Annotated in this window: 23 protein-coding genes and 3 tRNA genes; 3 read left to right on the top strand and 23 right to left on the bottom strand. The window is 33.0% G+C overall.

What is annotated here, in order from left to right:
• From Z053_RS0125475 to Z053_RS0125400, 17 genes are all read right to left on the bottom strand, one after another.
• A partial coding sequence (locus Z053_RS0125475) for a fibronectin type III domain-containing protein (RefSeq protein ID WP_152538396.1) occupies positions 1 to 597 on the bottom strand: 597 nt, incomplete at its 3' end.
• Between the two features lie 4 nt (positions 598 to 601).
• Positions 602 to 3,616 (bottom strand): Ig-like domain-containing protein, encoded by a 3,015-nt coding sequence (locus Z053_RS0125470; RefSeq protein WP_025667783.1) that lies wholly within the window; start codon positions 3,614 to 3,616, stop codon positions 602 to 604.
• A 94-nt stretch (positions 3,617 to 3,710) separates the two neighbouring features.
• Entirely contained in the window at positions 3,711 to 7,937 is a 4,227-nt protein-coding gene (locus tag Z053_RS30525; protein WP_051476146.1) for an Ig-like domain-containing protein, read from the bottom strand.
• Positions 7,938 to 8,272: 335 nt separating this feature from the next.
• Positions 8,273 to 9,307: a T9SS type B sorting domain-containing protein gene (locus Z053_RS0125460; protein ID WP_035096856.1), complete on the bottom strand. Its 1,035-nt coding sequence runs from the start codon at positions 9,305 to 9,307 to the stop codon at positions 8,273 to 8,275.
• Between the two features lie 437 nt (positions 9,308 to 9,744).
• On the bottom strand, positions 9,745 to 9,933 hold the full coding sequence (locus Z053_RS0125455) for a hypothetical protein (protein WP_025667780.1): 189 nt from the start codon (positions 9,931 to 9,933) through the stop codon (positions 9,745 to 9,747).
• Positions 9,934 to 10,029: 96 nt separating this feature from the next.
• Complete coding sequence (locus Z053_RS32095; protein WP_255518911.1) at positions 10,030 to 10,161, bottom strand: hypothetical protein; 132 nt, start codon at positions 10,159 to 10,161, stop codon at positions 10,030 to 10,032.
• Between the two features lie 186 nt (positions 10,162 to 10,347).
• Positions 10,348 to 11,427 carry a DUF3137 domain-containing protein gene (locus Z053_RS0125450; protein ID WP_025667779.1) on the bottom strand — a complete coding sequence of 360 codons (1,080 nt, stop codon included), beginning with the start codon at positions 11,425 to 11,427 and terminating at the stop codon, positions 10,348 to 10,350.
• 3 nt (positions 11,428 to 11,430) lie between these two features.
• Complete coding sequence (locus tag Z053_RS0125445) at positions 11,431 to 12,237, bottom strand: DUF1266 domain-containing protein (protein WP_160170148.1); 807 nt, start codon at positions 12,235 to 12,237, stop codon at positions 11,431 to 11,433.
• 20 nt (positions 12,238 to 12,257) lie between these two features.
• Positions 12,258 to 12,824: a LemA family protein gene (locus Z053_RS0125440; RefSeq protein ID WP_025667777.1), complete on the bottom strand. Its 567-nt coding sequence runs from the start codon at positions 12,822 to 12,824 to the stop codon at positions 12,258 to 12,260.
• Between the two features lie 117 nt (positions 12,825 to 12,941).
• The gene (locus tag Z053_RS0125435) at positions 12,942 to 13,451 is read right to left on the bottom strand and encodes a hypothetical protein (protein WP_025667776.1); all 510 of its coding nucleotides are present in this window, start codon (positions 13,449 to 13,451) and stop codon (positions 12,942 to 12,944) included.
• Between the two features lie 5 nt (positions 13,452 to 13,456).
• Positions 13,457 to 13,783, bottom strand: a complete 327-nt coding sequence (locus Z053_RS0125430; protein ID WP_025667775.1) for a hypothetical protein — start codon at positions 13,781 to 13,783, stop codon at positions 13,457 to 13,459.
• Between the two features lie 26 nt (positions 13,784 to 13,809).
• Positions 13,810 to 14,883 carry a trypsin-like peptidase domain-containing protein gene (locus Z053_RS0125425; RefSeq protein ID WP_025667774.1) on the bottom strand — a complete coding sequence of 358 codons (1,074 nt, stop codon included), beginning with the start codon at positions 14,881 to 14,883 and terminating at the stop codon, positions 13,810 to 13,812.
• A gap of 3 nt (positions 14,884 to 14,886) precedes the next feature.
• The gene (locus tag Z053_RS0125420; protein WP_025667773.1) at positions 14,887 to 16,092 is read right to left on the bottom strand and encodes a type III secretion system chaperone family protein; all 1,206 of its coding nucleotides are present in this window, start codon (positions 16,090 to 16,092) and stop codon (positions 14,887 to 14,889) included.
• A gap of 182 nt (positions 16,093 to 16,274) precedes the next feature.
• Positions 16,275 to 17,711: a DUF1566 domain-containing protein gene (locus tag Z053_RS0125415; protein ID WP_025667772.1), complete on the bottom strand. Its 1,437-nt coding sequence runs from the start codon at positions 17,709 to 17,711 to the stop codon at positions 16,275 to 16,277.
• 33 nt (positions 17,712 to 17,744) lie between these two features.
• On the bottom strand, positions 17,745 to 18,314 hold the full coding sequence (locus Z053_RS0125410; protein ID WP_025667771.1) for a hypothetical protein: 570 nt from the start codon (positions 18,312 to 18,314) through the stop codon (positions 17,745 to 17,747).
• Between the two features lie 50 nt (positions 18,315 to 18,364).
• Positions 18,365 to 18,574, bottom strand: a complete 210-nt coding sequence (locus Z053_RS0125405) for a hypothetical protein (protein ID WP_025667770.1) — start codon at positions 18,572 to 18,574, stop codon at positions 18,365 to 18,367.
• A gap of 209 nt (positions 18,575 to 18,783) precedes the next feature.
• On the bottom strand, positions 18,784 to 20,970 hold the full coding sequence (locus tag Z053_RS0125400) for a tetratricopeptide repeat protein (RefSeq protein WP_025667769.1): 2,187 nt from the start codon (positions 20,968 to 20,970) through the stop codon (positions 18,784 to 18,786).
• 470 nt (positions 20,971 to 21,440) lie between these two features.
• Between Z053_RS0125400 and Z053_RS29340 the strand changes: the two genes are divergently transcribed.
• Complete coding sequence (locus tag Z053_RS29340) at positions 21,441 to 21,638, top strand: hypothetical protein (RefSeq protein ID WP_035096846.1); 198 nt, start codon at positions 21,441 to 21,443, stop codon at positions 21,636 to 21,638.
• 150 nt (positions 21,639 to 21,788) lie between these two features.
• Here the strand turns inward: Z053_RS29340 and Z053_RS0125390 are convergent, their stop codons facing one another.
• The 6 genes from Z053_RS0125390 to Z053_RS0125365 all read right to left on the bottom strand — a co-directional run bounded on the left by Z053_RS0125390 (position 21,789) and on the right by Z053_RS0125365 (position 23,802).
• Entirely contained in the window at positions 21,789 to 22,313 is a 525-nt protein-coding gene (locus Z053_RS0125390) for an NUDIX hydrolase (protein WP_025667768.1), read from the bottom strand.
• Between the two features lie 60 nt (positions 22,314 to 22,373).
• On the bottom strand, positions 22,374 to 23,000 hold the full coding sequence (locus Z053_RS0125385; RefSeq protein ID WP_051476145.1) for an ATP-binding protein: 627 nt from the start codon (positions 22,998 to 23,000) through the stop codon (positions 22,374 to 22,376).
• Between the two features lie 230 nt (positions 23,001 to 23,230).
• Complete coding sequence (locus Z053_RS0125380) at positions 23,231 to 23,479, bottom strand: GIY-YIG nuclease family protein (protein WP_025667766.1); 249 nt, start codon at positions 23,477 to 23,479, stop codon at positions 23,231 to 23,233.
• A 51-nt stretch (positions 23,480 to 23,530) separates the two neighbouring features.
• Positions 23,531 to 23,604 (bottom strand) — tRNA-Arg (locus Z053_RS0125375).
• Between the two features lie 23 nt (positions 23,605 to 23,627).
• Positions 23,628 to 23,702, bottom strand: a tRNA-Pro gene (locus Z053_RS0125370).
• A gap of 16 nt (positions 23,703 to 23,718) precedes the next feature.
• A tRNA-Ser gene (locus Z053_RS0125365) sits at positions 23,719 to 23,802 on the bottom strand.
• Positions 23,803 to 24,071: 269 nt separating this feature from the next.
• On the opposite strand from Z053_RS0125365, the gene Z053_RS0125360 reads away from it, so the two are divergent.
• Together Z053_RS0125360 and Z053_RS0125355 are read left to right on the top strand one after the other, a co-directional pair.
• Positions 24,072 to 25,670, top strand: coding sequence for a hypothetical protein (locus Z053_RS0125360; RefSeq protein ID WP_035096844.1), 1,599 nt, complete (start codon positions 24,072 to 24,074; stop codon positions 25,668 to 25,670).
• A 30-nt stretch (positions 25,671 to 25,700) separates the two neighbouring features.
• Positions 25,701 to 26,171: a hypothetical protein gene (locus Z053_RS0125355; RefSeq protein ID WP_025667764.1), complete on the top strand. Its 471-nt coding sequence runs from the start codon at positions 25,701 to 25,703 to the stop codon at positions 26,169 to 26,171.
• The last annotated feature ends 1 nt before the right edge of the window (position 26,172 follow it).

Below are 26,172 nucleotides of genomic sequence, written 5' to 3'. Positions count from 1 at the left end.
GTAACGTTTACCAGAAATAAGAGGTATAGCCTTAATACTGGTTGCTGTTACTTTTTCTTTATATAAAGCAGGAGGATTTTTGTCTAATAGATAGATGTTGTAATGTGAAATATCTCCATCTATATCTGCAGTTTTCCAGGACAAATCAATAGTGCCATTATTATTATCTGTTACAGTTATTTCGGCAGGGAAAGGAACGTGATTTGTAATCACTTCTCCCTGGGTATAAAAATTCCAGGTTTCACTAACTGCTGTTTCAGAACCGTTGATAGAAAACACTTTCCATTTGTATTGAGTACCTGGAGATAATTCAACAGTAGCTTTTGTATCCGTGGTCGGAATCAGTTTTCTCATTTTTGGAGAAGTTATTGAAATAATTTCTAGCCCATAACTAGTGACTTTTTCACCTGTAGACCACTCAAAAGGGATAGTAATCACATCAGAGTTTATAATTTCACCTTCCTGACAAATTTGATTATTATCTGGAAATAGTAAATCTACTGCAGAAGGTTCTACTGGTGGTAGAGCATCATCATTAGAGCATGAACACAAAGCCAAAACAACTATTACTGCTATTAATGTATTTAGATATTTCATTTTCTTATTTTTTAATTGCTTTAACATTAAAGGTTTGATGATTCGTTTTTAGAGAAATAAAATACAGTCCATTAGAAAGATTTTCAAAATTGAGTTCTACCTTACCATTATTGGTTAGGAGATTAACTTCTTTTGCCAATACACCTGCCAGATTAAACACTTTTATTGCTACGGGTTCGGTACGAGATAATCCTTCAAGATACATTTGATTCGTTACAAGGGTAGGATAGACCTTAATAGGATTAAAAATAATAGTATCTTTAAAAACGCCCTGACAATCTGATTTGCCAACAATCTGTATTTTGTTGGGACCACTTTTTAAAGGAATTTGTATGCTGACAGGCGTTGTAGTTTCATACTCAAAAGAATATAATTCCTCGTTTACCTTTACTTCATAAAATGTACTTCCTGCCACCTGATAGGATGCTGTTTTATCTTCGTTTTTTATTCCTTGTGTTTTTACAACAAGATCTTCATAAGCAACAATAGCTATCTCATAGCATTGTTTGTAATCAGGAAAACTATCTATGGTTAAACATACTTGATAATAACCTTTTGCTAATTTTTCTAACAAGAAAGGAGTGTTCTTATTTATTATTGTACGAATTGGTGTGCTTAATGAACTCCCGTTAATAGTTAGGTTAAAGTTATAAGAAATGTTTTGATCGATAGTCATTTCAAAACTACCATTGGCAACATTGGGACAGGTGGCGTTTTTTATTTTTATTTTTAGATCACTTGTTTCGATATTGGGTTGTGGGTTTACACTCACTTCTATGGTTACATTTGCCTGATCTTTATCACCATCTTTATCTGTGATCTCATAGGTTAGGTTGTCTGTACCGATATAGCCTGTATTAGGAGTATATTTTATGGTATCGTCTTCAGGGTTGGTAGTGCCTTTGGTGTCGACTGTTGCAGTACCATTACTGGGGGTGTTTATAATGACGATTGCTCCAGGTTTTGCTCCATTAGCACCAAAGTTATCGTTGGATACTACATTAAGAATATTATCATTACTATCTTTTTGTATAGTAAAATTATCATCTTGTGCAATGGGCATATCATTTACAGGAGTTGCGTCTATGGTAATGGTTACAGTGGCAGAACTTTTATCTCCGCTACTATCAGTAATCTCATAGGAAAAAGAGTCGGAACCACTATAGCCTGCACGGGGTGTATATTTTATAATATCGTCTGTAGGGCCAGAAGTACCATTGGTGTCAACAGTTGCAGTACCATTACTTGGATTGCTTACCAAAGTTATGGCTCCAGAACTTGGTCCATCAGAACCAAAGTCATCATTTCTTAATACATTAATGATGTTGTCTCTACTATCTTGATCTACCGTTGAGGTGTCATTTCGTGCGATAGGAGATCCATTAGGTGGTGTACCGTCATTAAATTCGAAAGCACCTATATCTTCTGCCGCTCCACTAGGTCGAGAAGTGCCTACAAAATCTTTTGCGATATTTTCTCCAAAATCTGCTCGAAACTTATCATAGATATTTGCTAAGAGAGCCCCTGCATCGATTACAGGAGAACCATCTAGAGGCATTAGATTTACATTAAGTTTGGCATCACCTTCTAGGTTGTCTTTCGCAAATGGCTCTTGATTTAACTCATTGGCACTATCATATCGTGTACCATCAAAGCGCATAGAAAAATTTCCTTCTACGAAATTATTATTTACGCTTAAAATAGAAGGACCGCAACCGGTAAGGTCAACTTGTCGCCCTCCTACATCTTTAAACAGATTGTTGGTGACAATAAGGTCATCGGGTTGACACCCCCAGGCTCTGATCCCTACATTATCTATTCTTGTAAACGTATTGCTGGTTATAGAAATGATACGATGTTCTTTGGCATCAATTTGTACTCCCACATCCAGATCCTTAAAAATATTGCCTATTAACCATACATCTTGTGTCCCTTCACAACGAAGACCTGTAGTACTATCACGAAATTCATTATACAAAAAATAGATGTTTCTGGGCCCTTCATTGGTGACATCATTAAAACCGGTACTACCAACAACGCAGGCATCACCATTTGATGTAGTTGAAGATTGATAGCCATAGAAAATATTTTGTGAAACAACCACATCCCTAACCGATTTCAGATCTACAGCGTTTTCACGATCATTGTGCATTTTGTTTCCTCCTATGTATACATGATGAGGAGGATTGGTATTGCACTTGTGACATGCCTGAAATGAATCACCATTATTATTGTAGGTTTCATTATATAATATCCATACATGATGTGATCCAGAACTAGCTTGAAATGCATGAGAATCTTTATCATTGTTTCGGATATTATTATATACTTTGCTGTCCTGTATAAGTACATCATGCCCAAAGATAGAGACGACAGGGTTAAAATCGATAAATGCATTTACCGGATTGGATACTTCGATATTTCTGAATGCAATATAATCTGCTTGTATGACATGACGGGATTTATGAAAAAACTTCAAGTTTTCAACAATAGCATATTGCCCTCGCCAGGTAATCTCTCTTCGGTTACCTCTACCATCATACAAAATCTGTCCTATTCCTTTTATTATTACAGGGTTGTTGGCAGTTCCGTTAAGATTAATAACCGCATTGTTTGGGATGTTATATGGTCCTCCAGAAATTTCGACTATGTCTCCTGCGTTGAAAGTAGCTGTCCTTCCTCCTTTAAATAAGTCACACAAAGGTCGAGCAGCAGAGCCATCACTATTGCTACAATTTGGATTTGTATTGTCTACATAAATGGTTGGGGAGACATTAGAGTCAAAATTCCATCCAAAAGTAGGTGTGGGGATACCTATTGGTAGTTCTCTATCGGCTCTTATACTGCTTCGACTTAATGTGATTACGTTTTTTGGGCAGGTATCATCCGTAATTGTTTCACAGATATTATCTTGATTGCTCGCTTCTAGCGGCTTATTAACAGAGTCGTTTATAGTAAAGACACTTATCATCCCAATGAGCAATGGAATACATAAGGTTTTTAAAAATTGTATATTCATAATTGAGGGTTTTTTACGTTTTAGAGTAAGTGCTTACAACAGTGTGTTTAGAGAATTGTAAAAGGTTATTTTCTTACTTTACATGTCTAAATAATTATTCTTTGACCACTTTAAAAGTAGGTGTTGATCCCGAATCTAACTGGAGTTTGATATAGTAGACACCGTTGGCCAATACACTAAGGTCGATTTCTAATAGTTGTTGGTTTTTAAATATCTTAGAATTGTAAATTTTAGCTCCTTTTGCATCTATAACTCTAAAATTTCCTGATCGCTCTACCCTAAAATCTATATAGGCTAAGCCAGAAGTAGGGTTTGGTGTAATGACTGCAACAGGAAAAGAAGTTTCTTTAGTAATATTTATATAAACTACCGCTTTATCAATCTCTCCCATAGCATTTGTAATGGTATAGTCAAAAATGTCATCACCATAAGCTTCGGGAAATGAAGTATACATAACAAAGTCATCTAATGGTGTATCGGTATTATTGGTATTAAGAGTTGCAATCCCTTTAAGCGGAAGTGTATTTCCCAGGGTAATTGCTTTGTTACCCGGACCAACATTTCCAAAACTATCTTTACCATAACCATTATCATGTAGTACATAAATCATTTGAGGGCCACTATCCATTTCGAAAGTTATAACATCATTTTGTGCAATAGGATTACTATTCGTTTGGATAATATTTATAATCACTCTTGCATTATCAGTATCTCCATCGATATCTGTGATTTGATATGTAAAACTATCTGTACCCGCAAAGTTTGGAAGAGGGGTATAAATAATACTACCATCTGTAGGATCATTGGGGGTGCCATTATCATTTATGGTAACTGTGCCATTTGTCGGTGCAGTTATAATAGTAATTGGAACAGTACCAGCTCCATCACCTCCAAAGCTGTCATTGATTAATACATTTATTGTAGTTGCTTCGCTGTTTTTATCTATAGAAATAGTATCATCTACCGCATTAGGGAGATCATTGACAGGATTAACTATAATAGTTACTGTTGCAATATCAGTATCTCCATTAGCATCAGTGATTTGATAGGTAAATGTATCTGTACCCGCAAAGTCTGAAAGAGGAGTATAAATGATAAAGTCATCTGTAGGATCATTGAAAGTTCCATTATTATTTACAGTAGCGACCCCATTTGTTGGTGCAATTATAATGGTAATTGGAACAGTACCAGCTCCATCGCCTCCAAAACTATCATTGGTTAATACACTAATAGGATTTGCCGTAGTGTTTTCGTCTATAGTAATACTATCATCTACAGCATCTGGTAAGTCATTTACTGAAATAATCGTGATTGATACGGTTGCTATATCTGTATTACCCAAAGCATCCTCAATTTGATAGATGAAACTATCTGTACCATTAAAATCAGGATCAGGAGCATAATCGATCTGATCATCTGTAGGATCATTAGGAGTGCCTCCATTGTTTACAGTAGCTATACCGTTTGTAGGTGGTGTCATTATCAGAATACTACCTGTATTAGGACCATTGCTTCCAAAATCATCATTGGCTAATACATTTAGCAGAATCCCGGGGTTGTCTTCGTCTACAATAAAGACGTCATCAACAGCATCCAATACAGTGATGGTTGGAATAACATTTATAATTACTTCTGCAGTACTGGTATCTCCATCGCTATCTGCAATAGTATAATTAAAACGATCGGAACCACTATATCCAGCATTTGGGATATATTCAAAAAAATCGTCTGAAGGATCATTTAAAGTTCCATTTTCATTTAGAATTACTGTTCCATTGGTAGGAGTAATAGCTCCTAGGGTAATAGGTGTTGAACCAGGTCCATTTTTTCCAAAATCGTCAGGACCATTACCATTATCGTTTAACACATAAATAGCTGTAACTGGGCTATCTTGAGGAATGTTCACTTCATCATTTTGTGCAATAGGATTGTCATCTGTTATTTTTACAACGACAGTAGCTTCACTAATATCCCCATCGGCATCAGTAATAATGTAGGTGAATGTATCAATACCACTAAACCCTGGATTTGGGGTATAAGTAATAAAGTCATCTGTAGGATCATTAGGAGTACCATTATCATTAATGGTTGCAGTACCATTTGTTGGTGCAGTTGAACCAAAAACAATACTACCTGTATTGGGGCCATCTGCTCCAAAACTATCTGGACCATTGCTATTATCTAGTAATACCATGATTTGTACAGTACCACTTCCAGGAGCAATATCAATAATATCATTTTGTGCTATTGGGAAAGCATCAGGAGGAGTAGGTGTACCAAACTCTGCAGCACCAACATCATACTTTGTATTGAAAGGTCTATCAACACTTTTCCAGTCCTTAAAGGTAATTCCCATTGTAGATAGCATAATGCTTATGCCGGGCATAAATTGATCTACCTGATCTTGTGTAAATACATCAATAAACTCTGAAGTAGGTTGTAATGAAAAATCATCTGGAGTAGTTAAATTAAAATCAGCAATGGCCCCTGCAACAGAATTAGTGTCATGCCCATATGTTCCTCTCCAAGCGTTTATACCAACACGTCTAGCTGGTGTACGATTACCACAGCATAAAAATTCTAATGAGCTGGGGTCTCCTGTGTAATAATTATAATCAAATAAATCAACCCCTGTTCGTCTAACTATCTTGGCATTGATATTTCCTTTTTTGATATCAAATACATTACCTGACACTTGTGTTAAAGCTCCATTAGGACGTATTATTGTTATTCCGGTCTTTGCATTTGATACAGTGTTAAAATGAATATATGTTTTACCTCTTGCTCCGTTTTCTATATTAAAACCTCTTCCTCCTTGCAATCCGAATAATCGATTACCAGCTATAATATGTGTACCTCCCTGTATTGCGGATTCTATACCTGCAGTACCATTGGTACCCCAACCTCTATTGTTAAGAAAGATAATTTTACTGTCAGGATGCTGCTCCGGTGCATCATCATCATTTTGATACATTAATTGTCCATTACTTTTAAAAGTAGCTCGTATATCCCAGCAATCACTATCTACCACCCAAACCCCTTCTTTATGGGCTTTAATGTCTATACAATTTTCTCCTTCACTATGTCCTTTAAGTCTTCCTATTCTGATTAAACCATTACTGTTATGTTGAAGAGCTTGAAATGAATCAGCACCATTACCACTCGATAATACATCTAGAATCATGCAATCATCACAATTATACCATCCCATCGCATGTACAAAAGTTTCTGCAGGAAAATCACGATGCCCATTATTATGTATCGAAGTAGCAAAAATTGACATTTCATCAGAAGTTCCTCGACCAGAATTAAGGTTTACAGCAGAGCCTCTATTTACTTCGGCATATCTTACTTCAGAGTGACGCAAAACTCCATGATGCATATTCTCTCGTCCCTTACCTTGTATTGTGGCATTTTCAAAGGTAATTCCACTCAATACAAAATAAGAACCTATTATAGTAAACCGACTCGTGCTTCTTCTACTGGGTACGGTTGCGATAACAGGTTGTATATGGGAGTTATCTGCTCCAACAAAGAAAACAGGTGCTGTAGCTGTGCCATTAATATTATAAATAGTTTCTCCTGCGTCAGGCAAATAATAAGGATCAGAAATTCCGTTAGCTACCAAAACGACTTTAGCTCCTGGAGCAAAATTTGTTCTGTTGCCAGGAAGAGTCTTACGTGGTCGATCAGGATATCCTTTACCAGAGGTAGCACAAGGATTACACTTAGAATCAATATACCAGTCTTTTGCAGATTCTCTGCTAGGCCATTCTGGAGGATCTGCAGGTGGATCTATAAATAGTCCCCACTGATTTTTAGGAAATCCAAGAGGCATTTTATAACTACCGGCGGCATTGACATGAAACATAATTTCTGCACTAGATGATGTCCTGTTTCTAATGTCTACAGCGTGATAACTAATTTTGTCAACTCCTTCAAAACCAGGATTTGGAATATAAATAAAGCCTGTTGACCTATTCAGGGCAGAGGGAGCAGTAATTTCTACTCCATCCTGGTAGATTCTTCCATTAGCAGGTAAGTTTTCAAACACCCAACTTTTAAAAGCAGATATTCCTGCAGTCGTGTTACGACGATATCCTCTATCACGAGCAGGAATTTCACGAATATATGAGTTTTTATTACCTCCAGTGAGTTGCTTAAAATCAAAAAGATCACTTAGTGCAGATAAATCAAAATATTGCATTTTATCTTTTACAACATAATAATCAAATGGTATAGCACTAGGATTACTTTGAGCAAGTGATGTATCAGGGTATAGTGTCAATAGTAGAATGACACATCGAAAAATAAATTTCATTTATAATTTTAGTTTACATTAATACAATTCTATTCTATAAAAATCCAGGGGGAAACTTTAGTTTTTTAAAATATCTTAATTATATATATGTAAAGTATCTATTGGCTTTGTGCTTTTCTTATATATATTATTATCTAAGTTTATACATTATTGGTTAATAAAAGGATAACAAATTTAGTTACAACCTGATTATATATATATTGCCAAATGGGTAGAATAAATGTATTTTAACCAATGAATTAAGTGTTTTTTTTGATTTTTACAAAGGATTAGTTTAGAAGGCAAATACACTCTGTACGTTATTACGCAGTTTAGTTTAATTTTTTATAAAAATATTATCGTACTAATGAAAAGTTACCAGCAAAGACTCTATTACGCATATTTGGATCTCTGGGTTCATTAAACTCTACTTTAAACCAGTAATCAGAAGAAGGCATGTTTTTTCCATTATAAGTACCATCCCAACCAGGGCCACCAGCTCTTAATTGAATTAATAATTTACCATATCTGTCAAATATATAGATTAAAGCAGAGGGTTGATTCTCGATATTAATAAGACTCCAGGTATCATGAAAGCCATCTCCATTTGGTGTGAAATATTTAGGATATCCTAAAATCATAATAAGATTAGATATAATTTCACTATCTGGACAATCTGTATATCTGGCTGTAATGTAATAATCGCCAGGAGGAATATCTGAAAAAACTGGCGAAAATTGAAACGGTTTATATTCTTCTATTATTTGATTATTTAAAACCCTGTTTAGCCTATATTCAATAGTATCAAATCCTATAGTTTCAATAGTTGTAGAAGCAACTATTTCTGAAGTAATAGTGTATCTACCCGAAAAAGATTCTTCCTCAATATCATATCCGACAGAGATAATAGCATTAGAAACATCATACACTACTAAGTCATAAGGAGATCCCGAAACTTCTACACCTGTATTATCATATCCTCTTAATTGATAAATTCCTTCTGAATTAGCATCTAAAAGAGGAAATATATTTTGAAGATCAGGAATGTCTATAAAATTAGTCGTACCAATATCTGCTCTTGCCCATGTATAAGTAATAGCCCCTGGAAAACCTCCTTCTATGGTAACAGGAAATTCACCGCATGTGGTAGTAACATCAGACTCAGCATCAAGTACATTAGGAACCAATATATCAGAGTTATAGCACCAGAGAATAGGTTTAGAAAAATTGCTTGAAGTTTTATGATGTGTTTGACCATAATCAAAAATAGTATTTACTGTAAGTAAATCAAGATATGGTATTTTATTTGATGCTGTGTTATTCTCAAAAACAGATAACATAGTAAGATGTAGTGTCATTAATATGATGCCACTTCGAAAAATAAATTTCATTATATTTTAGTTTACATTAATACAATTCTATTCTATAAAAATCCAGGGGGAAACTTTAATTTTTTAAAATACTTTATTGTACCTCCGTAAGGTGCATGATTGTTTGTGTTTTCTTATGTTATACACTATTGTTTAAATTTGAGTGATACTGGTTAAAAAGGATTTTAAATGTAATCACATTCTGAGTATAGTCATATTGCTATATGTTCGTAAAATCGATGTTTTACCCCATGAATTAACTGTTTTTTTTAATTTTTGCAATGAAATCAGGTTTCTCTTAAAGTATGCTCATTCTTAGTAAAAGAGTTTTGATAAAGAAAAAGGTGTAGTTTTTTAATATAGTTTTATGCTATTCTTGTTTTAAAGTAGTTTTACAAATAAGAATAAGATGGTTTTTAAAGAATTTCTCTTTTTAGTATATGTTTATTCTTGTTCGTTTATTTTACTCTTTCTGTAATCTCTTTAACCCGTTGTTTTGATTTCTCTGCAAAATGTGGGTCAGCATTATCTATAAAGCTCTTATAAAATATCATTAAGGTATTTTTATCTGTATTATTATCAATGATTACACTAGCATTATATCTTAAACCTTCATCTTCGTTTGGGTTATGAAATAGGCTCAACATTTTTGAGTCCCAGATAATCAAATATCAGTTCTCTATCTTTCAAAAGTTGTTTTGTATCCATTTGTTCTTCTCGAACCCAACCCATTGGTTCTCCATCTATAGGATAGTAATCCCAAGAATAATTTGCAGTAATGTCACCAACTCAACATTGAAGTTTGATGATTTTGCGAGAGATCTCAACTTCTTTTTGGCAACTTCACTTTGGTTTATTTCTCGAAATGGTTTCATTTTCATAATAGGTTGTTCACCAATAGTAAATATAGAGACTAGTTAAGGCTTAAGAAACAGGAAATTTATTTCCAGGATTTTAGAACCAAAAAATGTGATACTTAAAAAAAATTCATCCGTAAAAACCAGGTTGAGTTTTATAGCTTTAATAGGAAAGGTTTTTTGTTTCCTATCCCGATGGTATCTTTAAAGCTTGTAGTTTAATTTTAATTCAGTACTTATTTGTAAAGCCGTTTCTATATCATTAGCTAATTCTTCTATAATCTTTATACTGGCTAATTTTCCAGATGGAAAAGAAAACAAACCGTTTTCGTTTTTTATAGCCAGGTACATTTGTTGATTTTGGAAAGATAAGAGTATAGGCTGGTTAAATTTTTCTTTTAAAGCAACTATTCGTTCCATAAGTGCTGTAGATAATACATAACGCGCTTCGATCTGATCGGTCCCATACACTATAAACTGATCGGTAAACCTGGGGTCTTCCAAGTGTATTTTTTGTTCTTCCTTAAAATGGGTACTAAAAAACCGATCTAATTTAGAACGTTGATTATTTGTTAAAATTACCGTATGTCCATTAAGAGATTTCTTCAACTTTAACCAGCAAAACATTCCTCTAAACGTATAATAGACATTATCTGCCGATTTGTTAGAGAATATATTCTTGAGTGCGTACTGGTATATTATTAGAACTATATTTAATATTGGAATATGCATTAAAGTACCCTTGGTTTTGTTCGAAATATTTTCTTCGACAATACCTATATCGGCAATGTTGATGACATTATCATTTGTTGAACTTCGTAGTTGTCCATAACTATACATCAACGAGTTTACTTTTATCCAGGAAAAGAGTTTGCTTTTGGCTATTTCGTTGGCGGGAACAGCTGTATTTTGGGCAAAACTTACCTTTGGAAATAACATTTTTACCATTTTGGCTATGATTTGCATTTCCTTTATTTTGAATTTTTGAAATGCCCTTGCAAATCCATATGTGGTGGGATATAATAAAATTACCAATCCTATAATGGGATATATATTTACATACGGATTATTAGGTGTGGCCCTAAACTGTTCGAAAAAGTTTAAAAAACTATTTTTTGAATTTGGAAAATAATTGACTGCTATATTCAATAGTATTAAAATAAAATATGCCCCTGTGATAAGCCACATTATTTTTTGAAAGAACAAGACACGTTTTCTTTTTTGGTAAATAATAGAAAGCTCATTACTTACCTCGGCATATACCTTTTGTATTAAACGTTCCATAGTTTAACTATTGGGCCAATTAATAGTATTCCAAGGACTCACAGGATTTTTTAATACTTGTTTGTAGAGATGGTATATTTCTTCTCTATAAGAACGCTCACGGTGTTGTTGATCAAAAGCAAAGCCGAGAACAAAACTTTTCCCAAATTCTTCCCAAGAAGAGAAATGATGTATTGCAAGTTCTCTTGCAAATTTGATAACTTTAAAAGCTTCTTCTTCTGTAATTACGCCTGTAGTATAGGCTTTTCTGGCATGTCCTACCAGAATTGCTGCATCATACCCGGCAATACCCAAATCCATTTCATTATCAAAGGTAAGAAGTCCGTTTTGTTTGAGTTCGTTTAGTGCTTTATTAGATGTTAACACTTTTAGATAATTGAAGGCTCTTTCATTATCACCAAAATAATCCTTCATTACTTTCTCCCAGTCTTCTTCAGGTAGAGTGTTCATCATATTATAAATGAAGTTATAGTACCAGCGTCTGCCATCTTTCATAAAATACTCCGTTAAGTCCCAATAACCTTCTTTAGTATCTATACGCCATCTTTTTAAGTATCGATTTGCAGATTTTGGGTTAAGAAATGTTAGAGCATTTGTATCTGCACCCCACCATTCTGCTATGGGTGTGTATAGCGCAATGGCAAACTGTTGTTCTCTGGTTAGAGTGCTGCCTTCTGATGTTTTAAATTTAACTTTTTTTAAATCGGCTTCATCATGACCTTCTTTGGCTGTTTTAAAATATTTATAAGCATAAGAAATAATTCCTATTGCCAGTATTACATAGCCATACCATGGTAAATTTTGTAACATTTGCATATTTATATTCGATTTTAATTGTTTAGTAATTGGTTGATATTTACTTCTTTTTGTTCTGCTTTTGGGATTTCTAGCAGCGTTTCTGCTTTATCTTTTCTAATACCTGCTATAATGCTTGCCGGAAACATTTGTATCTTGTTATTATAACTTGTTACCGCAGCATTAAATGCTCTACGGGCTGCAGAAATCTGGTCTTCTATATCCGACAGTTCAAACTGAAGGTTTATAAATTGTGTGTCGGCTTTTAAATCTGGGTAGTTCTCTACATTAATGTTCAAACTACTCATAACTTTTGTCAATTCATTAGAGGCTTCGATCTTAGCTTTAGGCTCGATTGCCTTTTCTATTTGACCCCGAAGTTCTGTAACTTTTAGAAGGATCTCTTTTTCATGTGCTAGGTATTTATTGAGGGTTGCCACCAGGTTCGGAATTAAATCGAACCGTTTTTTAAGGTAAATTTCTATACTACCATAGGCTTGTGCCACTTGGTTTTTTTTAGCAATTATTTGGTTGTTAATTATAACTCCCACTATAAGAATTAGTAATACAACTGCTATTGCTACTATTATCGCTATTCCCATAATTTTTGTTTTTTAATGGTTATACTCTTTCTATTTGAGGTTTCTTTGCGTTTTACCAGATGATATGGTCACAAATAATAGAATGATGGTAGAAGGAAACTTCATTTTTCAATCTTGTTATTCTACTGGATCAATTCTTAACTGATTATACCTCCAGGCATACTCATTGGTCTTAGGATCTTTTTCAGGTATGGCATTTGTTATGCGCTCTAATGTGAATGATATCATAACATTTTCATCATATTTATGTAGCTTACCTTCATTGTCATATAGGACTAAATCTTCTGGAGTAAAAGAATTTGGTAAATAACAAGAGTTTTTATCTTCTTTTCCGAAAGGAAAGGGGAGGTGCTCTATATAAGTACCGTTAGGAGTAAGAAACATTAAGTTGAGGGGAGCCCCAATTCTTCTGGTAATATTAGCATTTGAAACAGATGCCCGACCTATAAATGCAATACGTTTACCGTCACTTGAAATATGCTTTCTTAACTCTTTATAGGTTTCAATAGTTATAATTTCTCCCTTTTCCCCTGATCCTTGAAACAGACCTCCTCCGTTTTGAAACAGAAAAAATAATGCCACTGCAATAAATCCTCCTATGTATTGTAGGGTTTTGTTAATTTTCATAAGTTTTAATTTTTATTTAATTTCTTAGCATCTTCACCTATTCTTTTAAACATTTCTGTTCTCTTTTTTTCTGCTTCTTTTTTCTTTTTTTCTCTTTCCTTTTCTATTTCTTCTCTAGCTTCCTTATCAAAAGCAAGTAATAATTGTTTTAAATGTTCATTGTCAACTACTCCCATTTTTTGTAGAAAAACACCACCACCTAAGAAAATGAGCATTACTGTAACTATGAGTTTTTTGAAACTAATAGTTTCTCCTTTTTTATAGGATTTTATATTAAGATAAAGCCCTAATGAGCCTATCAATAGTATAATTGTTGGAAATATAAACCACATTGATTTTTAGTTTTGGGGTTATAAAATTATTTACTATAATGTGTCATTTTTGCACCAAAGTCATTTACGAACATATCGTCTAAATCATCTGCCTTTAAAGCCAATTGTGCGATGTCTTCAAGAAATTCTTCTTTGTTTTCTGAATACAAATCACTTATATGTATGCGATAGGAGAGAAATATTTGATTGTTAGAAATGGATAATCTATGCTTCCCTATATCGGTGGTTAAAATATATTTATATACTTCAGCTAAATTTTTACGTGGTAAATCGTTTAGTGGAGAGGTGGCAAATAAGTAATTGTTATCATATACAAACATTCGTATTTCTGCACTACCTTGATGAAAATACCAACGTTCTCTACCAGATCTTGCCAAAACCGGATCTAAATCTAATTTAGTAATGGCTTCTTCTACTTTTAAACTAAAATCTGAAAGCGGATTTTCTTCAAATAGTTTTTCATCAATGTCATTTCCGCAATTAGGACAATAATCCGTTTTTTCTTCAATTAGACTATTGCAACTAGGACAACCTATAGTATACTCACCAGATAATTCATTAACAATTTCCAGCTCTTCGCGCAGCGTTTCTATTGGGATTGCAAAGCCCATATTATCTGCATCCGAAAATTTGGATGTTGCGATACCTACTAATTCACCTTTTTCATTAATTACGGGACCACCACTATTTCCTGGATTGATAGCGGCATCCGTTTGTATAAAATTACTACCTCCTATGATCTGCCTGGGATTAGACACAATACCTTCTGTAACCGTAAAGGGCATGCCATACGGATACCCCAACACCAGCACTTTATCTCTAGAGGTAGTTTCACTATCGTGGTCTGTAAGTATGGTCTCGGCAGGTTTTGGTAAATCTTCTGCTTGTAAAAAGGCAATGTCTTTTCCTTGATTTATATACACAACCCTTGCCAAATATCTATTCTTATCTTGCCCTTCTATACTTACCGTTAAGCAGCCAGATACTACGTGATAATTGGTTACAATAATATTATCTTGTAGGCTATAAAAGCCTGTTCCGGAACCATTGGAAGTATTAATTCTATAAACTGAATTTTCTATGTTATTTACGATATTCATTGTTTAGTTTACTTTAAAGTTTTTCATCATTTGCTGCATTGCCGCCATGGATTGTTGCATTTGTTCTCCCATTATTTTTGATAAATCCATTCCATAATCATTATCCAAGAAATTATCTTCCATAACGGCTTCCATTCCTTTCAATAAAATATGCGCTGCCTGGTTCCAATCCAGTTCATTGGCTTGGGCCAAAGCGTCGGTAATGGGTTTACTGATGCTTTCATCAACCAGATTATAGTAGAACAGACCATAGAAGCAGGATTGCAACAAATTTGTAGCATCTTCAAACCTGGCATTAGCTATCATTTCCCGAGCATCTATATAACTGTCTTCCCAATTTTCTCTGATATTCTCCTTTTTACCGCTATACTTATGAGGAATGAATGTCTCTACCTGATATAAATCTTCTGAAAATTTATCGATTGAATAGCTTTGTAACTTTTCTAAACTTGCCTTACCATTTAGCAATCGATTCTGAAAAGGAGTATTTCTGTCAAAAATGCCATCTATGGCTTTTTCAATTACAGTACGTAAATAACCTTGTGGTTCTGCATAAAATTCTATTCTTTTTAAAGTAATGTTTAGTGTGTACCAGGCATTGTTTTCGTGGCGATTTTCCATATAATGATCAAAGCGCAGTATACCTTCTTCTATAATTTTTTGATAATTAGAATATGCTTCTTCCTTTACGTTGCCTGGTAAAGGTGTTATGTTTGGTTCTTGAAGATGTGTTGCATCAAACTTTTCTATAAACTCATCATCATAACTGTCTGCATAGTAACAAATTTCTCTAAGTACACCGTAAATTTTATAGGGTTCACATAAATTTATGGGACAAGAAAAAGAAAAATAAACCAGATCATTCTCTAACGTAACATTGGTAAGGTTAAGCGGATGCATACGTATTTCTGCCAACTTACGCATCAATGGTACTTTTTTAGCATTTTCGATGTTCAGGAAAGGACATTTTATCAACAGTTCTTCTGCTGTTTGCGTAATCGTGATGACCACAGATCCATGCGCTATTTCATAGGTATTACCATTTTTTTTGCTTTGTAAATGACTGCCAACATAATCCAATATTGTAGGTAAAACCTTATTGTATTGTTTGCTGTTAAACAAAGCTATTGCTTTATCCCACTTTTCGTCTTGCCGTGTAGCTGCTTTTTTTGCATGTATTGGCGGGAAATAGGTATTGTTTTTATTCATTTTATTTAGATTTAGTAGTGGATGAACTGTCTTATGATGTTTTTTTAAATAAAGAACCTAATCCGGTATCAAGCCTGACTTCAATGTTTGGTCTTTGGAAGGATGTAATACTAATAGGTACCTTTTAGTGATAAGCAAACCACCTTGTTTTAAAAGTGATTTGCTTTTTTGAATCAAAAATTTTAGAAAGCTCTTACTGCTCGCATTTTTATGTTGCTCCCTGTTGTTCCTTTATTTAGGAAAAATGCCGCTCCATTGTTGTCGAAATAAATTGACCAAGCCGTATTACTATCATTTTGTGATGAAGTCCAATAAAAAACACCAGAAGCTAAATTTGATCCTCCATTTAAAGTTGCAGTACTATTTATTGTTGCTCTGTGGGTATGTATTTCCTGTAATGCATCTTTACTTGGTAAAAACCAATCCGTATAACCTCCAGAAGTACTGTTTGATGCAAGATTTGCTGCTATACCAGCTGTAGAGCACCCAGCTAAAATTGCAGTTGTATTGGTTTGACCTTGCCCTATCTGTGTTGCAATAGCTCCAGCTATATTTGTGCCTTGACAACCCCAACCCGGAATTATTGGAGTAGTTGGATCGTCACTAACTGCACAGACCAAACCGTGGTTACTATCAGATGGGTTTAACCAAAAAATGATGCCTCCAAACTTGAACTCACCAATTTCATTTATATCATTTAGATTAACTGTAGCTGTAGCTGTTTCGGTACTTTCGGAGTTATTTACAGAGATATTTGCTGTAATCGTAGGGTTGGTCTCAAAATCGAACAAGGTAGCATCGGCTATTGTTAATTCTCCAGTACTGGCATTTATACTTAAAGCCCCAGCTGGTGTTTGTGAGGCAATACTAAAACTTAAGACACCAGTACCATTGGCCTGAACGGTACCCAGCGATTGTCCATTGGTTGGGTTTTCATCAGTAGTTGTATTGAATTGCTGGATACTTAATTCATTTACATTATTAAGGTTGATTGTCGCATTTGTATTCTGGATATTTCCAGCATTATCAACAGCAACAGTTGCTGTAATTGTTGGATTTGTTTCAAAATCAAACAAGGTAGCATCTGCAACGGTTAACTCTCCTGTACTTGTATTTATGCTTAATGCTCCCGTTGGTGTTTGAGAAGTGATACTGTAACTTAATGTCGCATCTCCTGTGGCTTGTACTGTACCTAGGGATTGCCCATTGGTTGGGTTTTCATCTATGGTAGCTGTAAAATCCAGAATATTTAACTCATTAATGTTATTTATACTAATTGTTACAGTAGCTTTGTTTAAAGCTCCATTCGCAGAAACAGTAGCCGTAATTGTAGGGTTTGTTTCAAAATCGAACAATGTCGCATCGGCAACGGTTAGTTCCCCTGTGTTTTTATTTATACTCAGCGCTCCTGCTGGTGTTTGCGTTGTTATACTAAAAGTTAATGAACTGCTGTTATCGCTTTCAACTTTACCAAGAACCTGTCCATTTGCAGGATTTTCATCGATAGTTACTTTTACATCTTTAAGATTAATTGCCAGAACTTCATCGTCTTTACTACAGCTAAAATTAAGTAACAATATTGCTATTAATAAGGATGTTGTTTTTAATGCTCTTTTCATGTTTTTTTACTTTTATTCTTTTAGTTTTTATTTTTAGTAGTTCATGTTTATAAAATCGCCGTTTAGCTTGTAGTAAAATGTGAAGCTGGTTCCTCCATTCTCTGGTTCAAGCGTAACTACATATTCAGTTTTTGAGTTATCTCCGTTTTTAGGAAACTTTACAAAAGCCATTTTTAACGTAGGGTTTTTGATATCTTTTTCGGTGGTTAATCGTTTACAGGATTGTTCGGTTAACTCACCTAATTTTTTAAGGTTTATTTTCTCATTTAACTGAAACATAAAATCAGCAGCTTTTGTACCTTCAGGAATTTCAACAGTAATCTCTGAGTTTTGTTCCCAAGAGGCATTTACAAAATTCCATTGTCCCATTTTTAAGGATTCTGGGGCTTCAGTAACGGTTAATGAAATTGTGTTCCCTATAGATTTGTTGTGCATTATAGTTATGTTTGTAAAATGCGCATGTTCACCAAATTTGTTTTCTATTTCTTTTGCGATAGCAGAAAAACCATCTGCATTAGCGGGTTGGTTGCTTATGCTTCCTCCGCAGGATATTAGAGTTGCTACTGCAACCGCAACTATTGCTATACATTGTATTGTTTTCATATGTTTTATTTGTATTGTTCTTGAGAAGTGGGGTATAGATTTTCATTGATTTATTCTTCATTTCTTCCAAAAAGAATAAACAATGCAGCTCCTACAAGTATGAGAAGAAACCTAATAATCCAACCCATGGTATTTCCCCATAGATCTACCCAGGAGAGTAACTTGATGTTGTAATTGAAAATGGAGAGCAGGATAGATATGATGCCCATTGCTGCGAGTAATAATCCACCTTGACTTAATTTTGTTTTAATGTTTTCCATATGCTTTTATCGATTATTTGTGATAAAAGTATATGGTAGGAGCGGAGAAAGAAATAGGTAATCTATTTCTGAAGCTTTAGAACAAATAAACGCGATACTTAAAAAAATATTCGCAAAGGATAGAACATTTATTAATTATAATACGTTAAGTACCCCTTTTCTGATATACCCTTTATTTTCTATGAGTACTGTTTTTTTGGGGTACGGTATTAGGGTTTTTGTAAAATGTAGGGGATTATCAAAGTGACTACTGTCCCTTTTTCGTTATATTTTTTTCGATCTTCAACCATAACCGAACCTCTCATTTTAAAATCTTTTGATAACATTTCTAATCGCTCTGAAGTTATAGTAGTAGATAATGATTTTTTATCTTGGTTTTTATTTTTCTTCACAGCATCAATGCCAATGCCATTGTCTGAGATCTTACAAATTAAATCATTATTCAGATATGATAAATGTATATCGATGATTTTCTCTTCTTGTTGATCGGTAAAGGCATGTTCTATGGCATTTTCGGCAAAGGGTTGAATAAGCATAGGTGATATTTTAAATAAGGCTTCATCTATTATATCTTCTACAGTAACAGTGTATTTGCAGGATTTACTCTCTAAAGTTTGAAGTGCTAGATAATTTCTCACTGCTTTTAATTCTTGAGATAGTAAAACGGTTTTATCTCTGGAATTTTCTAATATAATACGAAGTAGTTTTGAAAATTTGGAGAGATATGAAACCGACTTTTTTTCTTCTTTATTTAATATCATTCCTTGTAAAACAGAGAGTGAATTGAATATAAAATGGGGGGTCATTTGTGAGCGTAACAGTTTTTGTTCGATCACAATGTTTTGAGTTTTGGATTTTTCGTTTCTCAATTTTAAAAAGAAAATGATGGCCGCCAAAAGTAACGTTGTTATTAAAAAAGCAATTACACCCAACAATAAATCACGTTGTGACTTTGCTAGATTTTGAGAAGTTGTTTTTACGGTTTTTGTTAATGTTAATTCTCTTTTTTCTGCAGATTCTAACTCGTTTTTGTATTTATATTCGTATTCTAATTGTACAATTTTTTCTATATTTTCTTTATTAAAAATACTATCATTGAATATTTTATATTGCTGATGATTTTCAAATGCCTTTTTATATTGCCTAGTATTTTTATAAATTTTGAAGAGAAGTTCAGATGCTTTTTTTTGAGCTTCTAGTAATTCTAGTTCTTCTGCTATTTCCTTACCTTTTTCAATGAAAGGAAGTGCTTTTTGATATTGTTTTTCAAATGAATAAGTTTCTCCAATTCCTAAAAGGCATTCAGATAAGATATATTGGTTATTTGTTTTCTCACTAATATTTTTAGCTTTCACAAAATTTTCTCGCGCTATTAAAGGTTTGTTAAGTGATAAATTAACTCTTCCAATACGATGAAAACATATAGAAGTCTGTTTTAAATTGTTAATTTCTTGACTTGTTTCTAAAGACATACGATAATATTGGAGAGAGGTTAAATACTCTTTTTTACGTAAATATATATCACCGATACTGCTATTATTTATGGCTATTTGATTCTTGTTTTCTATTTTTAATGAAAAGCTTAAAGATTGTTTATAGTACTCTAAAGCCTTATTGTATTTTTTTAAGGAATTATAAACGTTTCCTAAATTATTAAGTGTATTCGTTATACTCAAAGTATTATCGACTTTTTGATAATAATCTAAAGCTTTATTATAATGATCTATTGCTAATGGGTAGTTACCTTGCACTGTATAAACAACACCCAAATTAAGGTGTACATACGCAGCACCATCTTCATCATTAATCGCTTTACTTAGTTTTAAAGCTCTTTTATAATTTGAAATTGCTTTGTTATATTCTCCTGTTTCAGAATATACATTTGCAATGTTTATTAAGATAGTAATAAGTTCTCTTTTATAACCTAAACCTTCATAGGTTTCTAATGCTTTTTTATATGCTTTGAGGGATTCGTTGTATTGTGATTGGTCAAAATGAGTTATCCCAAATGCAGTATAAATATTTGCAATTCCTTTTTGGTCTTTAATAGATTCATAATGCTTTAGTGAGCGATTAAAAAAAATTAAGCTTTTTGCATAATTTGATTTTATATTTTCCAGTATCCCTTTTAGGTATAATACTTTTGCTTTTCCTTTTGTATAGTTTAGCATGTTACTTAATTCCTCTGCTTTCTCCAGGTATAATTCGGTAGAATTCATATCTTTTTGAAAAGAAGAAAACGCTATATCATATAATAAATTTACTCGAATTGTATCATTTGTTTTATGTTTTTCTAATTCAATTTTTAGACTATCAATCTTTTTATTTTGAGCTTCTATGTCTTTTGAAAAAAGAAAAAAAACAACTGTTATGAAAATGTATTTAATAGAATTCATAAAACGAATTTACAGTTTCTTATAGTAATAAATATCAATTGTTAAATCTACTAATTTATTTGAATGAAGTTCACTTACCTAGTTTTATCTTTTACTAAAACAGTTCTTAAAAACCGTATTATTTCTGTATTCACACAAACTATTTATGTCTACTAAAATCCTACGCCACGAATATTTAACCTAAAGTCACACTTATTTATTCTAAGACCTCGGAAATAGATTACCTATTTCTTATTTCGCTTACTGCATATACCTTTAGTTTTAATTAAAGGAAGCTAATTTTACCTAAATAAAAGTAGTATTAATCAGAAAATGAGTTGTTCTCAACAATCTATTATCACACGCAAATCATCTATGTTCTTCTTTTCTAGCTACAGCCAGAAAAGGATTAACATTTCTTTTCAAAATTTTTAAATGCGGAACCTGAAAAGCATATAAGAATAGAGTAGGGAAACTAAAATTAATTAATCATGTTAAAATCAATTTCAAATTTATGTACCGTTTTAAACAAAGCAGAACAAAAGAAAATCATGGGGAGGACAAATAAACGTGTTCCTTGCCATATAGAAGGTTCAGATTGGGGCGATAACCCAGAGCATTGTATAAATGGGGTAGGAGTATTTAGTGATGAATTAGGGCATTGCGTTTGTATGGTTACAGCTAGATAATCTAGTTTTATATAATTAGGAAAACTTGTGTTTACTTTTCCTCTTTATTAGATACAACTTATTAAAAGTGCTAACCAGCATACAACCTGGTTAGCATTTTTATTTCTTTCGCTTTATTGCCTATACACCATGTTGTATAATGACCGATATCTAGAAATTATTTGAATGAACACTGTATCCATTTTTCATATCGAAAATCATTTCAATTAAACTAATATGATATGGAATAAATTCTTTATTTCGAATCATTCGAATTATCTCATCTTTGCCAGCCCATTTAACATTTTTTACTTCTGATTTTTGTAATTTCAGTTTACTTATGTCTATGTCTGCTATTATAATATAATAGTCATCAAACCCTCTTTCGAAATTAATCGTAAAAGTTGGTCTAACAAAGCTTAAATCAACCGTATATCCAATTTCTTCGAACACTTCTCTTTCTGCCGCATTATAACTATTTTCACCAGAGTGAACACTTCCTCCAACTGTTAAATCCCACATATTTGACCATCCTTTTTTGAAAGATTGTCTTTGTTGGATTAGCAGCTGATTGTTCGAATTTATTATACAAACGTGTATAACCAAATGAAATTCATTAAAACTGAAAGATGCATCTCGTTTTACTACTTTATTCGTTTTGATTCTATTTTTATCATAAATATCCCATTTCTCCATTTAAGATACTATTTTCTGGTTTATACACAACGAACGTCATATATGTCGTTGTAAGCTGTATTATTTTTTCTTTGTGTCTATCCAATTCTCTATCTGTTCAAATGTTTTCAATTGCTGAATTTTCTTTCTATGGGAACCATTAATGTAATTCAATACCTTCCTTTTTACTATTTCTATATTCTCATATTCAACAAACTTCAGTTCTATATCAGTTTCTTTTTCCAAGAATCTATAATATTCTTTTAATGGCTCAATAATTTCTAAATGTTTTTCGAAATTTCTTCGTTTCCTTGTTTTGTCCTTTTCTTTTCGAACATGCAGCAATTTTTCATCGCAATAAAATATTATGTATAAATCAGGAAAAGCAATTTTACCTTCCGATAATTTAGTTCTATAGAATTCATGAGTTTCTTTTTTGGATGCAAAACTTGAAGGGTAATTACAAACCCAATTGTACCATATTGGCTGGAAGATGTCTCCATCCAAGATTGATTTTTTATTTGAATTTTCACAAAATCGATACCTGTCTAGCTGTCTTTCATAATACCAGAGTTTTGGTTCATTATCAGTTCTTTCAAATAGAAAATTTACTTCAGGGATTATGTTGTACTTATTTAAAAGTAAATTACACATTGTTGTTTTTCCTATTCCACTTGGACCTTCAAAACAAATGATTGGTTGATTCATTTTTAATTATAGAGAATATGATAGATTTAATTTTCATGGTTTCTTTTTTATTCTTCATAACCTACAACATTGAGATAAAGGATACATATCCTTCATTTTCAAAATATAAAAGTAACAATAACCTATAAAAAAGCCAGACAATAATTGTCTGGCTTTGGTAAATATTTACAATTTTGTGATCGCGACAAGATTCGAACCTGTGATGGTCCCGATTAGAAAATCGGGATGCTCTATCTGCTAGAGTTGATTAAATTTTCGATATACTTTCTGGATTTCTTTTTTTTGATTTCCATTTCCCGTTGATATGCTTCAGATTTTGTTTTAAATCTTTCTGAATACATTAACCTCCAGGGTGCCCCTCTTTTAGTAGATTTACTTCTTCCTTGATTATGCCTTACTAATCTGTCTTTGATGTTTGCTGTATGCCCTACGTAATACATATCAATAGATTCACTAAAAAGAATATAAACGATAAACATATTTATAAAGAATTGTAAAACAAAAAAGCCTTACAAAAGTAAGGCTTTTTGTGATCGCGACAGGATTCGAACCTGTGACCGTCTGCTTAGAAGGCAGATGCTCTATCCAGCTGAGCTACGCGACCAGTATTGTAATTTATTTTTATTGTCGGGGTGGCAGGATTCGAACCTGCGACCTCCGCGTCCCAAACGCGGCGCGATAACCGGGCTACGCTACACCCCGAATCATAAAAATAAAGCGGAGAGACTGGGATTCGAACCCAGGCAACACTTGCGCGTTGACAGATTAGCAATCTGCTCCATTACCACTCTGGCACCTCTCCTGTACATTCTGTTATGAACATCGCATTAGTATTTCAAATGCGGATGCAAATGTAGGTTTTATGAGTCTATGATGCAACATTTTTTTACCATTATTTTTTATTTAACGCAACCTTCTTTTTAAAAACTTGAAAATCAGTTTTTTCTTTACACATAAATTGGTCTGAATTTTGACCAATATGCTACAGAAACCTTAAATACTTCTTTTATATATTTGTATACTATTGACCTATTATAGTATGTTATGAAGATTTATAAAAACAATAAAAAAATGAATAGTAGATACCTTTTAGTTTTTGCCTTACTTATCTCTAGCTATACATTTGCACAGAAACCTATCTTACTTGAAGATTTTTCTTTTAAAATAGGAGAAAAATATAAACGAATACGAAATATAAATACGTATCAGGTAGCTTCAGGAAATCGACTTGTTTCTATTAAGAAAGGCCGCAATTCTATGACTATACAGCGGTATTCTCTAGATGACCTTAAAGAAGATGTAAAGAAACGACAAGTTGTAGATGATAAAGGAAATTTTGAAACTGTCATGAAACTAGGAGGAAAAGCAGTGGTGTTTTATTCTATAAAAGATAAAGCATACGCACAAAAAGTATCTCTTACGGGTATAGTGGTACAAAAACCTATTCAGCTTGTTAATGATAGAGAAAATGTGAATAGAGATTTTGGTTTTAAGAGTACTTATGGATTTGATGCAGGAGGAAGAATTAACAAATTTGTATTTAAAAAATCTGCAGATCAAAAAAAGCTATTGATTTTATATCGCATAGAGACAAGTTCGGGAAAAGGAGATAAAATAGGGATCGCAGTGTATAACGATGATCTAAGCCTTCTATGGAAAAGAAAAGTGACATTACCATATTCGTCCGACAGAATTCAGAATGAAGATTTTGCGATTGGTAATGATGGTCATTTTTATATGACAGCGTCTATTTTTAATTCAGAATCAAAGGACAAAAATAAATTAGAAAATACATACCACACTGAAGTTTTTAAAATTACCGAAGAAAGTGGCAGTGAAATTATAAAAAGTAAGATTGATATCTCTGGCAGATCAATTACCGATGCTGTGATTGAAGTTGACGGAGCAGGAAAAGTAAAAGTATCTGGTTTTTATGCTAATTCAAACAATAAAGAAGAGGTCTCAGGAGTCTTTTCTACTACCTTGTCTGATAGTGGTATAGTAAGCTCTACAATAAAAAGTGATATTCCTTTAGAAACATTACAAAGTCTTGCTCTAAAAAGAGAAGAACGGGTTAATGAAGGAACACAAAAAGAAAACGATCTAAAAGACCTAGAAAGACTTAAAATAAATGATGTCATATTTAATAGTGATGGTAGTACAACCTTTCTGGCAGAGCAACGTTTTGTAGAATCATTTACTACCTCTAGTTCTTCGGGATCCAGAACAACATATAAGTATTATTACAGGGATATTTTTGTTTTAAAATTAGGATCAGATAATACTATGATATGGATGCATAAACTCCCAAAGTATCAGATGGGAACAAAAAGTAAACGAAGTATGTCTTATCTTAATTTTGAAAATGATGGTAAATTATATTTATTCTATATGGATGACTTTACTAATCTTAAACGATCATTTGACGAGACTCCTACAAGATATTTTGATGGTAAAAAAGAGTTCATATACCTTACATCCTATGTTATTGATAATGCTACAGGAGAGGTTACCAAAGAAGCTATTCTTACCGGAAGTGACATCAGGAATGCACGTTTAGATGTTTTAGAACTTACTAAAGCTGCAATGTTACCTAATAAAAGTATGATTATGGAAGCTTATGATGGTAAAAAGAATAACTTGTTGCTTAAAATATCATTGGCCAAATAATAAATCGGCTTTTTTTGCGATAAAAAAGTAATGAAGGTTTTATTAATCATAGTAACTTTTTTTTTCTTAGTAGGTGATACTGTTCGTATTGAAGATATACGAAATGCCTATAAGACGTGTAATGAGTCTAAAGAAAAAACAGAACAGTTCTATGAGCTTACACAAAAAGGGTTGCAAAATAAAGGAGCAATTTATCGAGCATATCACGGTGCAGCACTCGCATTAAAAGCTTCATTTTCCTGGAACCCATTTAGTAAAATATCGTATTTCAACAAAGCAAAGAAGATGATAGAGGAAGCCATATTGTCTGAACCAAATAATATAGAGTTGAGGATGATCAGACTAAGTATTCAAGCCAATACTCCTAAAATAGCGGATTATTATAAAAATTTAGAAGAAGATAAAGATTATATATTTGATAATATTGATAAGGTTGATGATAAAGAGCTAAAGCTATATATAGAAAATTTTATAGCACAGTCTTCTATTTTTTCTGATTAAT

Origin of the sequence: Aquimarina megaterium XH134, from assembly GCF_000520975.1 — a bacterium.
Lineage (GTDB): Bacteria > Bacteroidota > Bacteroidia > Flavobacteriales > Flavobacteriaceae > Aquimarina > Aquimarina megaterium.
Note: the sequence above shows the minus strand (reverse complement) of the source record. Positions and strands in the feature narration are given on the sequence as shown.

Coding starts and splice junctions, on each gene's coding strand:
- Z053_RS0125415 (WP_025667772.1), bottom strand. CDS start 17,711: ATGAAAAGAGCATTAAAAACAACATCCTTATTAATAGCAATATTGTTA.
- Z053_RS0125405 (WP_025667770.1), bottom strand. CDS start 18,574: ATGGAAAACATTAAAACAAAATTAAGTCAAGGTGGATTATTACTCGCA.
- Z053_RS0125430 (WP_025667775.1), bottom strand. CDS start 13,783: ATGTGGTTTATATTTCCAACAATTATACTATTGATAGGCTCATTAGGG.
- Z053_RS0125440 (WP_025667777.1), bottom strand. CDS start 12,824: ATGGGAATAGCGATAATAGTAGCAATAGCAGTTGTATTACTAATTCTT.
- Z053_RS0125355 (WP_025667764.1), top strand. CDS start 25,701: ATGAAGGTTTTATTAATCATAGTAACTTTTTTTTTCTTAGTAGGTGAT.
- Z053_RS0125385 (WP_051476145.1), bottom strand. CDS start 23,000: ATGAATCAACCAATCATTTGTTTTGAAGGTCCAAGTGGAATAGGAAAA.
- Z053_RS29340 (WP_035096846.1), top strand. CDS start 21,441: ATGTTAAAATCAATTTCAAATTTATGTACCGTTTTAAACAAAGCAGAA.
- Z053_RS0125435 (WP_025667776.1), bottom strand. CDS start 13,451: ATGAAAATTAACAAAACCCTACAATACATAGGAGGATTTATTGCAGTG.
- Z053_RS32095 (WP_255518911.1), bottom strand. CDS start 10,161: ATGAAACCATTTCGAGAAATAAACCAAAGTGAAGTTGCCAAAAAGAAG.
- Z053_RS0125445 (WP_160170148.1), bottom strand. CDS start 12,237: ATGTTACAAAATTTACCATGGTATGGCTATGTAATACTGGCAATAGGA.
- Z053_RS0125420 (WP_025667773.1), bottom strand. CDS start 16,092: ATGAATAAAAACAATACCTATTTCCCGCCAATACATGCAAAAAAAGCA.
- Z053_RS0125450 (WP_025667779.1), bottom strand. CDS start 11,427: ATGGAACGTTTAATACAAAAGGTATATGCCGAGGTAAGTAATGAGCTT.
- Z053_RS0125410 (WP_025667771.1), bottom strand. CDS start 18,314: ATGAAAACAATACAATGTATAGCAATAGTTGCGGTTGCAGTAGCAACT.
- Z053_RS0125390 (WP_025667768.1), bottom strand. CDS start 22,313: ATGGAGAAATGGGATATTTATGATAAAAATAGAATCAAAACGAATAAA.
- Z053_RS0125425 (WP_025667774.1), bottom strand. CDS start 14,883: ATGAATATCGTAAATAACATAGAAAATTCAGTTTATAGAATTAATACT.
- Z053_RS0125455 (WP_025667780.1), bottom strand. CDS start 9,933: ATGTTGAGCCTATTTCATAACCCAAACGAAGATGAAGGTTTAAGATAT.
- Z053_RS30525 (WP_051476146.1), bottom strand. CDS start 7,937: ATGAAATTTATTTTTCGATGTGTCATTCTACTATTGACACTATACCCT.
- Z053_RS0125360 (WP_035096844.1), top strand. CDS start 24,072: ATGAATAGTAGATACCTTTTAGTTTTTGCCTTACTTATCTCTAGCTAT.
- Z053_RS0125470 (WP_025667783.1), bottom strand. CDS start 3,616: ATGAATATACAATTTTTAAAAACCTTATGTATTCCATTGCTCATTGGG.
- Z053_RS0125380 (WP_025667766.1), bottom strand. CDS start 23,479: ATGTTTATCGTTTATATTCTTTTTAGTGAATCTATTGATATGTATTAC.
- Z053_RS0125400 (WP_025667769.1), bottom strand. CDS start 20,970: ATGAATTCTATTAAATACATTTTCATAACAGTTGTTTTTTTTCTTTTT.
- Z053_RS0125460 (WP_035096856.1), bottom strand. CDS start 9,307: ATGAAATTTATTTTTCGAAGTGGCATCATATTAATGACACTACATCTT.